Origin of the sequence: Photobacterium sp. GB-36, from assembly GCF_003026135.1 — a bacterium.
Taxonomy (GTDB): domain Bacteria; phylum Pseudomonadota; class Gammaproteobacteria; order Enterobacterales; family Vibrionaceae; genus Photobacterium.
Genome location: NZ_PYNY01000001.1, coordinates 57,281 through 71,990 on the forward strand (window position 1 = coordinate 57,281; position 14,710 = coordinate 71,990).

Here is a 14,710-nt window from a genome sequence, read left to right on the forward strand (position 1 = left end):
TCTAGTTTAATATTAGGATAGCCAGTAATGCAACGGATACCCAAATCTTCTTTAGCGTTATATGTAATAATAAGTACAGCTACGCTAACTGGATGTGATGCACCAGCAAAAGAAGAAAATAAAGCATCATTACAACTGCTTAGTGTAGACACTCATCAACTCAAGCAACAACAAGAGTTTGCGATTGAGCGTGAATACGTTGGATTTGTTCAAGCAGGTCAACAGGCAAACCTTGGCTTTGAACTCGGCGGTAAAATTGACAGTATTTATGTCAATGTGGGTGACACAGTTCAGCAAGGTGATCCTCTTTTAGCACTCGATACTTTATTACTTGCAACTGAAGCCGACCAATTAAAAGCCCAACAAGCTCAAATATCAGCGCAACTTGAGTTAGTTAATGCTAATTTAAAACGCCAAAAATCACTAAAATCCAAAGGCTTTAGCGCGGCATCGGATATAGATAGCCTGACAAGCCAACGTAAAGAGCTGCAAGCGAACTATCGTCAACTCTCAGCGACCCTTGCAGCAAACCAACTACGGTTAGTGAAATCCACCATTATTGCTCCCTACAGTGGGGTCATCAGCGCCCGTCATGTTTCCCATGGCGATGTTGTAAACGCGGGCTCCCCTACTGTTACTCTGCTGGCGAATAAAAACAAAGAAGTACATATCGGTATTCCTATCGACAAGGTACAAGGCGTGACCCAACAAAAATCATGGACAGTACGAGTAGGTAAAGATACTTACCCTGTCACCTTGCTCAATCCGGGCGCTACCGTGAACCTTAATAGTCGTGCAATTAATTTCCGTTTTTCATTGCCAACGAATGCCAATGTTATTAACGGTCAATTAGCCTATCTCAATTACAACGATACACAACAGCAAGCAGGATTTTGGGTTCCCTTATCAGCGTTAACTGATGGTATTCGCGGTACATGGAATATTTTTGCGGTTGTTGAAAATGGTGCGGGGCCGGAAGTTGAACGACGCTCAGTACAACTCCTCTATGCTGCAAATGATAAAGCCTATATCCAAGGTGCCGTTGATGAAGGCGAACAGATTATCGCAACAGGATTACATCGTTTAGTACCAGGCCAAATCGTAACCATAACCCCAAGCGTAACACCGAAACAAAAAACAGCCACCAAGCCAGCATTAACTGATGATAATGGGGCTTAAAATGAAACGTATTCTTTCTAATACCCGCCTACTGGTTTTGGCTGTCGCTTTATTGATCGTGAGTGGTCTTTCTGCTTTATCTTCGTTGCCAAGAGCTGAAGACCCAATTATTAATAATCGTAACGCTTCAATTATAACCCATTATCCGGGGGCAACGGCTGAACGTGTTGAAGCGCTCGTTACCGAGAAAATTGAAAATAAACTACGACAAATAGATGATATTAATAACATTACATCGGTTTCTCGTCCGGGTATTTCGCTGGTTAGTATAGAACTAAAAGACAGCGTTACCGATTCAGAACCAGTATGGTCTGATGCAAGAGATAAACTCTCTGATATCACACCGAACCTACCAGAAGGTGCTTCTGTTCCTAATTTAGACAGCGATCATTCTTATGCCTTTACCGTCATTACCGCGCTTACTTGGCAAGGTCGCTCTCCCACAGATTTACTCACTCTACGCCGTTATGCCATTGAACTAGGTAACCGCCTACGTGCACTTAATGGTACAGAGTTTGTTGATGAATATGGCTTACCCGAAGAAGAAGTGGTGGTAAAAATTGATCCTGTTGCCGTTAGTGCATTAGGACGCTCAGCCATTTCTATTTCTTCTGCCATACAAGGTGCAGATGCAAAAAATGCTGCCGGTGAACTGGTAAATGGACAAAGTCGATTTAGTTTAGAAATTGCCGATTCTTTAGACTCACTCGACCGTATCAGACAAGTACCTATCACTATTGATAGTAACGGTCATCTTGTGCGGTTAGAAAATATCGCCACCATTCAACGTCAGCAAACAAACCCAGCAGCTGAGATAGCTGTTATCGATGGAAAGCTCGCTGTTATTGTTGCTGCGCGTATGCAGCCTCATCTACGCGTTGATCAATGGACAAAGAGCGTTAATCACTTTCTGACTCAATTTGAACAAGAGCTCCCGAGTAATATAAAACTCAATCGTATCTTTGAGCAGCAAGGATATACACAAGTTCGTCTTACTGATTTAGCCCAAAATTTATTGCTCGGCTTCTCGCTTATTTTAATCGTATTATTTATTACGCTTGGGATCCGTTCTGCGTTTATTGTGGCACTATCATTGCCACTTACTTGCTTATTCACCCTCGCTTTAATGCATTTTACGGGGTTACCGATGAACCAAATGTCGGTAACGGGGTTAATTGTTGCGCTTGGGATCATGGTCGATAATGCGATTGTAATGGTAGATACTATTCAACATTATCGTAAGAAAGGTTTTGAACGAATCGATGCAGCCTTAAAAGCTATTCAACATTTATGGGTTCCGTTACTCGGCTCAACACTGACAACCATTCTTGCCTTTGCCCCTATTTTCCTAATGCCAGGTCCTGCTGGTGAATTTGTAGGTGCTATTGCTATCACCGTATCTTTTTCTCTGATCGGTTCTTATCTTATTGCTCATACTCTGGTTGCAGGATTTGCAGCGCGTTGGCTTCCTAAACAAACCCAACATAATGAATGGTACCAAACAGGCTTAACCCTACCATGGCTTGCCAATGCATTTGGCAATACCGTAAAAATGGCAATTAAGCGTCCGTTATTAGCGCTCATTACAATGTCAGTATTACCTTTTGTTGGTATCTGGAGTGCATCTCAGTTAACCGAACAATTTTTCCCACCTTCTGATCGTGATATGTTCGAGATCCAAGTGTTTTTACCGCCACAAGCGAGTATCAATGCAACAGAAGCAACCACGAAAAAAATCGATCACTTACTTAAAGAATATAAGGATATCGAACAAGTTAATTGGTTAATTGGGACTAATTTTCCCTCGTTTTACTACAACATGGTCGCCAACCAACAAGGCACACCTAACTTTGCTCAAGCGATGATCAAAACCACTAACTTTAAAGTTGCTAATACGCTGATCCCTAAACTGCAAAAGCAATTAGATAATGCGATCCCAGAGGCGCAAATTTTAATACGTAAGTTAGAACAAGGCCCTCCGTTTAATGCGCCACTTGAAGTACGTTTATACGGCAATAACCTTGATATGTTGAAAACCATTGGTGAAGATATCCGCTTATTGATGGCGAGTACGCCAAATGTCACGCATACCCGTGAAACATTATTATCAGGTTTACCGAAAGTCAGTGTGGATGTGAATGAACAAGCCAGCCAATTAAGTGGTTTAAACCTCTCTCAAATCGCAGATCTCTTGCAAGCATCACTGATTGGGATCACTAACGGCAATATTATCGAAGGTGCAGAAGCAATCCCTATTCGTGTTCGTGTGGATAACCTCTCTCGCGAAAATATGACGAACTTAGCAAACCTTCATATTCCAGTGGTTAATAACCATGCAAGTGAGCAGTTTTCAGGTATTGCTATTTCATCCATTGCTGATCTATCTCTGACCCCAACACGTGGTGCAATACCACATCGAAATGGTCAACGCATTAATGTTATTGAAGGTTATTTAGAAGCCGGTGTTTTACCGCAAACAGCATTGAATGCATTTAAAGTAAAGCTCAATCAATACATGACGACATTACCTGTTGGATATACTGTTGAAATTGGGGGGGAATCTGCACAACGAAATAAATCTGTAGGCAACCTCATCACCAATTTATCCATGGTATTTACACTCATGATCATGGTGGTTGTGATTTCATTTAATTCCTTTAGATTAAGTTTGATCATTTTCACCGTTGGCTTTATGGCATCAGGGTTAGGGCTGCTCTCAGTATGGCTGTTTAATTATCCGTTTGGCTTTACCGTCATTATTGGTTTACTCGGTTTAATTGGTTTGGCAATAAATGCCGCTATTGTCATCCTTTCCGAGCTAAAAGCAGATCCTAATGCATTAAATGGCGATAAACAGGCCATTCATATTGCCGTAATGAGTTGTACGCGACATATAACCTCAACCACGATTACAACCGTTGGTGGATTTATTCCTCTGATGTTAGAAGGTGGTGGTTTTTGGCCTCCGTTTGCCGTTACCATTGCAGGCGGTACAGTATTAACAACATTACTTTCTTTCTACTTTGTACCTGCTGCTTTTACACTATTAATGAAGCGTAAACAGCAACATGTAATGCCATTACAAACAGCCTAATAAAAACAAAGCCCAATGCTTATCACTTCAAGTGAGGCATTGGGCTTTATTTATAAGCCGTTATCACAACGCTGTTGCAGTATTTTATTAGTATTTAAAAAAGAGGTATTAGAAAAATACTCTCTATTAATTTTAATACTTTGACTATTTACCCAGTGATCCCGTTCTGAACCTATCCCATAGGCAATGTTATAAACCAAAAAATTCTGCTGCTGGTACATAAAACGTAAATTAGCGGGCAATGCCGTTCGTTGCTGAGTCATATTGACATAATAATAAAAATGACGATCACAGCGCTGCACAATGTAAGAACCTACTTGATTACGTATTGCAATGTAAGGTGGTTGATCTGTTGGTTGGAATAAAGTCCATTCTCCGACGATTTGTGTTAGCTCTATTGGTCGATGTGTCGTTAATTCTGGCTTAGGGGAAATAAGCTCTTCAACAGCGACTTTTTGTGGAACTAGCGATGGCTCTATCAACCTATTTTCTCTTTTGAAAATTACACGATCAACAACATTAGACTTGGTAAGTGTTATTGCAGCAACTGCTAATCCAACATTTAATACAACAGAAGATATAACTAATCCATATTTAATTATTCGATATCTTTTTTCCCACGTCTTATTTTCATAAGGCAGCACTGTGCTAACAATCTTTTTTCTTTGTTTCTTTTCTAACGTTTCCGTTAATCGTTTATTCTCACACGATTGATGTTCTAATTTTTTTCTTAATTCTAAGACTTGTTGTTCTAACTCAACATTCTTTCTTTTTTGCAGTGCTAACTCTTGCTTTACTTTTTCTGCATACTTCTTTGTTAATAATATTTTTTCATGATTAATATGGGTTAATTCGCAATGCCTATTACCATTACCACATAATACTTCATTATAAGCATGCGAGATTAATTGCATTAAAATAACAGAACCTGATTTATCAGGATGCAATCGATGAGATAACAATTTATAACGTTTTTTGATATCACTTCTTGTGAAGTCTTCTGTTGTTCCCAGCAGTTCATGGTATGTTGTCATTGTGAATATTAGTAACGGTGACGTTAAAATACTCTGCAATGAAGATGTTCGTTAGGCAACTATTAATTAAATTTACTACAAAAAAATTCATTTTTTTTGACGACTGGCACGAAATTCACCAGGGGAACAACCAATATGCTTTTTAAATACTCTTGAAAAGTAAGACACGTCTTTAAATCCAGCAGATGAGGCAACGGCTGATATTTTTTCTTGATCTGAACTTAAGAGGCCACAAGCTAAATCTAACCGCTTTTTAATAATGTACTGCTTGAGTGTCACTCCCATTATGTTGTGAAATAAACGAGAGAAATACGTCGATGAAAATTGACACGCACTTGCTAACTCTTCTTCCCGCAAGGGGGCACTGATATCTTTGTCGATAATTGTTAAAGCAGGAAGGATCGAAAGTTCTCGCTGAGAAATATCTTCAACATTTATCATATTATCGTCATGGGTATGTAAGCGCGTTAAGCAGGCATCAACTTTTTGACGGATTGCATTACTCGATAAAATATCTTCAGCACCAGATCGCAAAGCAGACACAGCCAATTCAGCGTCTAAATCATGATAAACAATAACAATCTTCACATCAGGAAAGCGCTGCTTTATGGTACGTAATAATTTAAAGCCATTTGATTGTGAGTCTTGTATTTCAATGAAAATTAATTCAAAACCAGTCATTGTTGATAGTATTTCAAATGGCGATACATCAACGAGATTGTGATACTGCAGTAGAATATCTTTAGTGCTGGTATGTTTTTCTTTATGACAACAATTTACCCAAATCACATCATCACCTGTTTGGTTATTCTCTTAATAAAATTCTTTAATGATCATCCTTTATCAAAAAATAATATTGTTCCTAATTTACTCAGATATTAATTATTAGATACTTATTAATATGGCTAATAATGGTTATAAACACTAATTTATCCAGTCATATTACATATTCTTAATTATTAATAACGAGATAACTATTTTGTTCTAGTCCGAATTAATTATCAACTATATACATATATTTGTTATTTATAGTGATTCCTTTATAACATAACAAACCATCCAACATCCGTTAAATTAACAATTCAGTATAAAAAAAACAGAAATACTTTGTAGCAAAAAAAAAACAAATACCGTATTTCTAATACAAATTTTTACATGTAAAATTTTGTTTTTAGTGTATCTTTGTGATCATTGTCATAATGTATAACAATTCACATAACTCAATAAAAACAAACAACGATAGTATACTTGTTTTATATTAATTTATGTTTCGCGATTAGGGATCTATCAATGCGTTATTTCTTACGGAATTATTATCTTCCCGTTATTACCGCAACTTTAATTAGTTGTTTCTTTTCCAATCAAACCGCAGCTCAGTCAATAACGCACTCAACACCTGTTATTGCTGCATATTATCCAGATTGGAAAGTGTATACCCCTAAAACGCCATACAGTGCCAACATGCTTCCTGTTAATGATCTAACGCATATTATTTATGCTTTTCTTGCTGTGTGCGGACCTGTTGATGCCTCTCCCGACAACATAAAAAAAATAATGAAAACTCACTGTAAAAATAAACCAATAGGTACAGCTATCGTCTTAGATGACTATGCCGCACTTCAAATGAAACTGAAAGGTAAGACATCAATTAAAGTTGGTTACCATGGAAACTTCGGTCAACTAAAGTTACTTTCAGACGAAAATCCAAATTTATCTATTCTTCCTAGTTTTGGCGGCTGGACATTATCTGAGCCTTTCCATACTGTGGCGTTAAACGATGAATACAGAAAAACATTTGTGGATAGTGCTATAAAATTAATCCAAAAATATGATTTCTTCGATGGCATTCAAATCGATTGGGAATACCCTGGTGGACATGGTTTATCAGGCTTAGGCAATGATAATGTTGAAAGTGAGCGTCTTGCATACACAAAATTAATTCATGAACTTCGTACCCAATTAAATGAACTCGGTATAAAAAACAAACGTACCTACCAACTTTCAGCGGCAGTAAATGGTGCACCTAAAACATTACCCGGTATTGATTGGAAAAAAGTATCACAAGATCTCGATCAAATATTCTTAATGAGCTTTGATTTTTTAGGCAGTTGGGGCCCTAAGGTTGGCCACCATAGTAATTTATATAGCACCCCATTAACGCCTGATGATATGTCGATTGATAGCCAAGTAAATGCCCTATTAAAACATGGGGTTGACAGGAAAAAGATCATTATTGGTAGCCCCTTTTATGGTCGTGGCTGGAAAGGTGTCGACAATGCTTCCGCTGATAAACTCGAAGGGCTAAGTAGTAAAGGGACAATGGATAAAGGTTCAGATATTGCAGACCCTGGTTATTTTAACTACTCCGATATTGTGAAATATTTAATCAACAATAAAAAAATGGGTTACCAGTACTATTATGACGAAAAAGCGGAAGCTGCCGTCTTATTTAGCCAAAAGAAGAATGAATATATCAGTTTTGAAGATAAGCGTTCATTACAAGCTAAAGCTGATTATGTGAAGGAACATCAACTCGGTGGCGTTTTTGGTTGGGAAGTGACATCAGATCACAACCATGAGTTAATAAAATTACTCAGTAAAAACTTCAAACAATAACGACGTCTTGTTTATATAAACTGATTCCACATACTAATAAGCTTACTTTCCCGATAAGTAAGCTTGTTTTTTGTCCACCAACAAATTTCTGCCCCCATCACCCGCTTATTTTTTTCACATTTAGACTTTTTTTCACTGTTTGCACATTTTTTTTGCTGACAATCACATTTCATTCCCCTAACATTGCAATCCGAAATATGAGTTCCGATGAAGACAGCAGGAGAGCGGCAAAAGAAATTACCATGATGGTATCTCTTACGCCCGCCGAAGAAGTAAGCGTTTTTAATAAGTTGAGCCCTCAATTTATTAAATCGTAAATCTTTCAGGCACCATGTCGTATTTTACGATAGGTATGGACTGTTGTTGGAGGAGCCTCTGGAGAGACTCGTTAAATCGAGCGCCGAAGGAGCAAGCCCTATATGGGTGAAACTCTCAGGCAAAAGGACAGAGGAGATAAGAGCAGCAACCAGATATTATCTGCATCCAACATTTATGTTGTTCTATATCTCTTCCTTTGAAGTTTAAAGGAGGAATAATGAATCCACTACACGATACAATTTTTAATTTTCTTAAAGCCTTTGACAGTCTTGTTTGGGGACCGCCATTACTGATCTTACTAGTCGGTACAGGTTTGTACTTAACCATCCGTCTTGGTTTTATCCAAGTCCATTATCTACCACTGGCATTGCGCTATGTATTTGGTGGCAAAAAAGATGCTGATAGTAAAGGTGAAGGCGATGTTTCTAGCTTCGCCGCACTATGTACTGCCCTTTCTGCAACAATTGGTACAGGTAATATTGTTGGTGTAGCCACTGCAATTAAACTTGGTGGCCCTGGTGCACTTTTCTGGATGTGGCTTGCTGCTGTATTAGGTATGGCAACGAAATATGCAGAATGTTTATTAGCGGTAAAATACCGCGAAGTTGACAGTAACGGCCAAATTTTAGGCGGCCCAATGTACTACCTCGAAAAAGGTGTGGGTAGCAAATGGCTTGCGAAACTGTTCGCACTTTTTGCTGTTGGTGTTGCATGTTTTGGTATTGGTACTTTCCCACAAGCGAACGCCATTGTTGAAGCCGCACAGCTTTCTTTCAATGTACCGAAAGAAATCACCGTTGTTATTTTAACTGTATTGGTTGCGACAGTGACACTGGGTGGTATTAAATCCATTTCAAGTGTTGCAAGTACTGTTGTTCCACTCATGGCTGGTTTTTACATCATTGCTTGTATCAGTGTATTAGCGAGTAATTTTGACGCCATTCCAAATGCTATTAGCTTAGTTATTGAATCTGCATTCACAGGGCATGCCGCTACAGGTGGTTTTGTAGGTGCTGGGATCATGCTTGCTATTCAGTCTGGTATTGCGCGCGGGGTATTCTCAAATGAATCTGGCTTAGGTAGCGCACCTATTGCAGCAGCTGCAGCACAAACTGATTCTTGTGTGCGCCAAGGCCTTATTTCTATGACAGGTACTTTCTTTGATACCGTCATTATCTGTACGATGACAGGTCTAACATTGATTGTTACTGGCGCTTGGTCTTCTGATTTTGCTGGTGCTGCAATGACAACCCATGCTTTTGCTGAAGGTCTACATTCGAGCTATTACGGTCCATTAATGGTATCTGTTGGCTTAATGTTCTTTGCCTTTACCACTATTTTAGGTTGGAATTACTATGGCGAACGTTGTATTACTTACCTTTTCGGTGTGAAAGCAATTTTACCTTACAAGTTATTTTTCCTTGTACTTATCGCTGGCGGCGCCTTCATGCAGCTAGATATGATTTGGGTAATTGCAGATATTGTTAATGGCTTAATGGCTATCCCTAACCTTATTGGTCTCGTTGTATTACGCCACGTAGTCATTGCTGAAACACAGGCTTTTTTCGCAAAATTAAAGCAAGAAAATAGCCAACCTATTTCAGCACTATAAAATAGAATATCTATGGGCCTCACTACTGTGAGGCTCATTCTTCACTCTTTGCTTACTTTTACACAGCAAAAATCATCTTTTTTGACATTACTTACGTAATATTGATTTAATCTATAAGTAGATTAAACAATCAGCTTTATCCATCACTCGTCTATATTAGTAGTAGATGATGCGTAGGTCACTTATTGATTATCCCCTACTTTAATAATTAATAAGTTAAATGAGTTGAAACTCATGTGCTTAAAAAAGGACATTGCAATGAAAAATCAATCTTCACGTCGACGCTTTTTACAATTGACTGTTGGTGGAATTATTGGTCTGAGTATTGGAAGCAAGCTATTAGTAAAACCGGCCCAAGCGGCTGAACTTCCACATTTGTCTACCGATGATCCACAGGCAAAAGCACTAAAATATGTTAACGAATCCACTAAAGGCGACAGTAATTGTAATAGCTGTATGCTTATTGAAGGTGATGCAAGCGCGGCATGGCGCCCATGTAAAATATTCCCTGGTAAGCTTGTTAATGCTAAGGGATGGTGTTCTGCTTACGCCCCTAAACCTGCCTAGCTCTTTTCAAATAAAAAGGCCATATCAAAGGCCTTTTTATCACTTTATTAGAATTAACGGTAACAACGTTCAGCCCAACGTGCTAATCCAGCAGTAACTGAACCAAAAAAATTACCACTCACAATAGGAATGTCTGGCAACTGCAACTCAATACACTGCCTCAAAATTGGAGAACGTGCGGTTCCTCCCGTCATAAACACCACATCTGGTTTTTTATTACTCTGTGCTAGCACTTCTACGATAAGATCACGCATCTTATCTGTCGGGGTTGCGATCGCTTCTGCAAATTGCTTAACAGTAATATCGACTGCAAATACGTCGTTGATTATTGCCATATCAACACGATATTTATTTTGCTCAGATAACGCTATTTTAGCTTCTTCTGCACGTCGTACAATTTGGTATCCCAAGGTCTCATGATAAACATGAATAAGGCGGCTTAGTTTTGCAGGATCTGCAGCGTCATAACGTAACTTTTCTAACGCGCGTAAATTGGCTTCAGAATAAAACTCAGTTTGTGCCGCAACATTATTAATCGCGATAGGATTCCAAAATTGATTAAACGGCATATCAATGCCTCGTGCAGTTCTGCTCCCTAAACCAAATTCTGGCATCAATTGCTTAAAAGCAAGATGAATGTCTAAATCATTCCCACCCACACGCTGTCCGCTATGTGCAAGTAGAGACTGTGTTCTATCTTGCTCATTAATCCATTTAGGCCCCATTTCTATGAGTGAGCAGTCTGTAGTACCACCACCGATATCAACCACAAGTACTGTCTTATTCTCAGTTAATGTTGATTCAAACTCTAAACCAGCTGCAACGGGTTCGAACTGAAACGAAACATCTTTAAAACCTGCGCGTTTCGCTGCTTGAGAGAGAATTTTTTCAGCCTGAATATTTGCAGCTTCCCCCCCTGTCCCTTGAAAGTTGATCGGACGACCAATCACGGTTTGTGTAATATCTGATTGAAGATGCTGCTCTGCATTATGTTTAATATTCGCCATCATAGCGCAAACAAGATCTTCAAAAAAACTGATCTGCGCGTCACGTAAGCCATTGGCACCAAGAAAAGATTTAGGAGATTTAACGTAATAGACTTCTTCAGGATCAGACAAATAGGTATTTAGTGCGGCTTCACCAAACTGTAAATCACCACGGAAAATTTCAATATCTTCTTCACGGTTAACAGCCATTGCGCGACGTAATACTTGCTCTCCAACACTGTCTGTTGGGGATATCCCCATAAAACGGTATAGATACTCTGATACCGCCTCTCGTGTAGGGGCACACAACGTTGATGGAATAAAATGATTATTGTGTTCTAGCGGTAACAGTTCGGGGTTACCATTTACCATTCTTGCGACTGAACAATTTGCCGTCCCATAATCAAATCCAATAAACATTTGAAGCACTCAAAGCAATAATAAAGCCAGCAATAATACCCCATCAACATAGGCTTTTCACTGAGTTATTCACACTATTTCTTTACGTTTATTCATCAACAAAATAACGCTAACATTAGACAATTTGGTGTTATTTTGTAACTTTACGATGCAATGTTATTTAATTATCGCCATAATACTCTTTATTTAATTCTATAAAGAAGACCACAATGAAACGTATTTACCAATCTTTCTTCGTTGTACTATTAGCAGCACTAACATTAACAGCATGTTCTGATTCTAAAACACCCCAAGAAGGCGATAAGTATTCAATAATTCCAACCCCTATGCCTAACATGCCCGCTGTCACAGAGATTTTTTCACTGTCTTGTGGGCACTGCCGTAATATGGAAGGTATGCTGCCAGAGATTCAAAAATTAACAAACACGAAAAACATCAATCAAGTACACGTGACTTTCAATGAAAGTGCGCAAAAAGCGGCTTTTATTTTCTACGCAGCAATGATTCAAACGAATAACGAACCTAGCCATAAACTAGTAGAAGCGTTATTTTCTTTCGTACAAGACTCACCAAAAGATATGACAGATGCGCAACGCAAAGTCGCCTTATCAAAAATCTTCCATGATAACGGTTTAAAAAGTCCGTATGAATTAACAAAAGAACAGCAAGCTGAAATCTTTAAGCTACTCCAGCAATCTGAAGATACCGTTCGCAATGCTGCATTACAATCAGTACCGGCATTCCTGATTAATGGCAAATATCTTGTAAATACAAGCGCTCACGACAGCTTACAAGATATGGCAAACACAATTACATACCTTAAAAACAAAAAATAAAATCATACTCTTTAAGAATACCTACCTCATTGGTGGGTATTTTTTTATCGATGCAATTCTCATTTCTATATCCAGCAATGAAAACAGCTGTAACAATGAGACTTTTAATTGAACAGATATCAAAGATACATCTATCAGAAATATTTTTTTCTTATCTTTACATAAACTTATATGTGCATACTACACAGTAAACACTCTCGTATGCATATCAGTGATTAATAATGGATAAGGCAAATGGAATTATGATCAACACACTCAAGCACAAATTATTACTACTAAGCTTATTGCCTATGATCGCTATTCTCGGTATAGCGATGTGTATCGTCATCTATTTAGAGAACCAATCTCTGACAAAAAATGTGGCACATTATAAGCAAGAGCTTATTTCAGAAAGACAACAAGAACTTAAAGACGCGGTTATTATTACTAAGCACGCCATTGAAAACATCATTTCTAAAAACAGTGATGAAGCAACACAGCTTAATGAAATCCGCCAACTTATTACGCCTATTCGCTTTGCAGCGAATGATGCGGGTTACTTTTTTATCTACACAATGGAGGGGGTAAATGTTGCCCACCCTCTTAAACCTTCCATTCAAGGTACTGATCAAATTGGCGCGACGGATGCTAACGGCGTAGCTTACATTAAAGTATTAATTAATGCGGCTAAAAATAATGGCCAGTTTGTTAAATACAGCTTTCCTAAAAAAGCGAACCAGCCAGCCCAACCAAAAGAAAGTTATGCCATTACGCTTAATAATAATAAATGGTTTATCGGTACAGGCTTATACCTAGATGATATAGATAACAGTGTTGCACAATACACAGCGCAGATTCATGCTGATATGAAAGATCGTATCAATACCGTCGCTTTTATTGCGATTATTCTAGCCGTTATTTCTGCAATGATTATTTTATTTATCACAAGCCGTATCATTAAGCCGGTTGAACGTATGGTTAAAACACTTAACGATATTGCAGATGGTGAAGGTGATCTAACCAAACGTCTGGTAGTTGAAGGTAATGACGAAATTGCACAACTCGGTAAAGCATTTAACCGTTTTGCTAATAAGCTACAAAGTATTATTTCCCAAGTTTCAGCGACGACAGACAGCCTGACAACAACGGCGCATAATGTACATAATCAAACTAATGCCTTAACCGCTAAACTAAACGAACATAATTGCGAAACTGAACAAGTTGTTGCTGCCGTTGAGCAAATGAGCCTTGCTGCAAATGAAATAGCAGAAAACACCAACGATGTGGCTTCTGGCACTGAAAAGATGAGTGATGTTGCACTTATCGCACAACAACAAGTGGATACATCATTAGTCTCAATAAATACGTTAGTTGATGAAGTAACCCAAGCTTCTGGCTACATAGATGCACTAAACCAGCAATCGCATAATATTAACAATGTACTAAAAGTGATTGGCGATATTGCTGAGCAAACTAACCTACTTGCATTGAATGCCGCTATTGAAGCTGCGCGTGCGGGTGAACAAGGTCGTGGTTTTGCCGTTGTTGCTGATGAAGTTCGCGGGCTTGCTAGTCGTACTCAAAGCAGTACATTAGAAATTAATGAGATGTTAGACCAATTACATAACTTGGTTACACAAGCTGTTCAAGCAATGGATAAAAGTCAGACGTCTTGTAATGATGCGGTAAGTTCGACGAATCAAATTTCAAATAACCTTATTTCAGTCACAGAAGCTGTGACTGAAATAAATGGTAAGATTAATCAAATTGCAGCGGCCTCTACCGAGCAAAATGCAGTAACAGGTGAGATAAGCGGCAACATGGGTTCTATCCAAAATATTGTGACCGACTTGATTCGAGAAAATAAAAACTCTGAACTTATCGTAAGTCAACTGGATGATGCGGGTCATAAATTGCAGCAACTAGTAGGACAATTTAAAACACAATAATTGCCATTCAAGCTAATAATAAAACCGACTAAAGGCACTCTATAGTGCCTTTATTTTTATCAAACGTTCACCAACCTGACACATGTTTCAGGTAAATGACGAGTTCAATCCTCACAATTA

General features: G+C 38.5%; 10 protein-coding genes and 1 riboswitch. Of the genes, 7 read left to right on the top strand and 3 right to left on the bottom strand.

Annotation, left to right across the window (positions count from 1 at the left end; all coding sequences use genetic code 11):
• Positions 1-27: 27 nt before the first annotated feature.
• Complete coding sequence (locus C9J46_RS00265) at positions 28-1,179, top strand: efflux RND transporter periplasmic adaptor subunit (protein ID WP_107290353.1); 1,152 nt, start codon at positions 28-30, stop codon at positions 1,177-1,179.
• 1 nt (position 1,180) lies between these two features.
• Positions 1,181-4,273, top strand: coding sequence for an efflux RND transporter permease subunit (locus tag C9J46_RS00270; protein WP_107290354.1), 3,093 nt, complete (start codon positions 1,181-1,183; stop codon positions 4,271-4,273).
• 50 nt (positions 4,274-4,323) lie between these two features.
• Here C9J46_RS00270 and C9J46_RS00275 read toward each other — a convergent pair whose 3' ends face one another.
• On the bottom strand, positions 4,324-5,307 hold the full coding sequence (locus C9J46_RS00275; RefSeq protein WP_107245322.1) for a DnaJ domain-containing protein: 984 nt from the start codon (positions 5,305-5,307) through the stop codon (positions 4,324-4,326).
• Between the two features lie 87 nt (positions 5,308-5,394).
• Entirely contained in the window at positions 5,395-6,096 is a 702-nt protein-coding gene (locus tag C9J46_RS00280) for a DNA-binding response regulator (protein ID WP_107205868.1), read from the bottom strand.
• Positions 6,097-6,597: 501 nt separating this feature from the next.
• On the opposite strand from C9J46_RS00280, the gene C9J46_RS00285 reads away from it, so the two are divergent.
• From C9J46_RS00285 to C9J46_RS00295, 3 genes are all read left to right on the top strand, one after another.
• Positions 6,598-7,923 (top strand): glycoside hydrolase family 18 protein, encoded by a 1,326-nt coding sequence (locus tag C9J46_RS00285; protein WP_107290355.1) that lies wholly within the window; start codon positions 6,598-6,600, stop codon positions 7,921-7,923.
• A 365-nt stretch (positions 7,924-8,288) separates the two neighbouring features.
• A riboswitch (glycine riboswitch) is annotated at positions 8,289-8,381 on the top strand.
• Positions 8,382-8,458: 77 nt separating this feature from the next.
• Positions 8,459-9,853 (top strand): sodium:alanine symporter family protein, encoded by a 1,395-nt coding sequence (locus C9J46_RS00290; protein WP_107290356.1) that lies wholly within the window; start codon positions 8,459-8,461, stop codon positions 9,851-9,853.
• Between the two features lie 258 nt (positions 9,854-10,111).
• A complete protein-coding gene (locus C9J46_RS00295; protein WP_107205865.1) occupies positions 10,112-10,420 on the top strand; it encodes a high-potential iron-sulfur protein in 309 nt (102 codons plus the stop codon).
• Between the two features lie 53 nt (positions 10,421-10,473).
• Here the strand turns inward: C9J46_RS00295 and yegD are convergent, their stop codons facing one another.
• Positions 10,474-11,826: a molecular chaperone gene (gene yegD, locus C9J46_RS00300; RefSeq protein WP_107205864.1), complete on the bottom strand. Its 1,353-nt coding sequence runs from the start codon at positions 11,824-11,826 to the stop codon at positions 10,474-10,476.
• Positions 11,827-12,035: 209 nt separating this feature from the next.
• Here yegD and C9J46_RS00305 point away from each other — a divergent pair, with 209 nt between their 5' ends.
• Together C9J46_RS00305 and C9J46_RS00310 are read left to right on the top strand one after the other, a co-directional pair.
• Entirely contained in the window at positions 12,036-12,662 is a 627-nt protein-coding gene (locus C9J46_RS00305; RefSeq protein ID WP_107290357.1) for a thiol:disulfide interchange protein DsbA/DsbL, read from the top strand.
• A 242-nt stretch (positions 12,663-12,904) separates the two neighbouring features.
• Positions 12,905-14,590, top strand: coding sequence for a methyl-accepting chemotaxis protein (locus C9J46_RS00310; protein ID WP_107290460.1), 1,686 nt, complete (start codon positions 12,905-12,907; stop codon positions 14,588-14,590).
• Positions 14,591-14,710 lie beyond the last annotated feature (120 nt).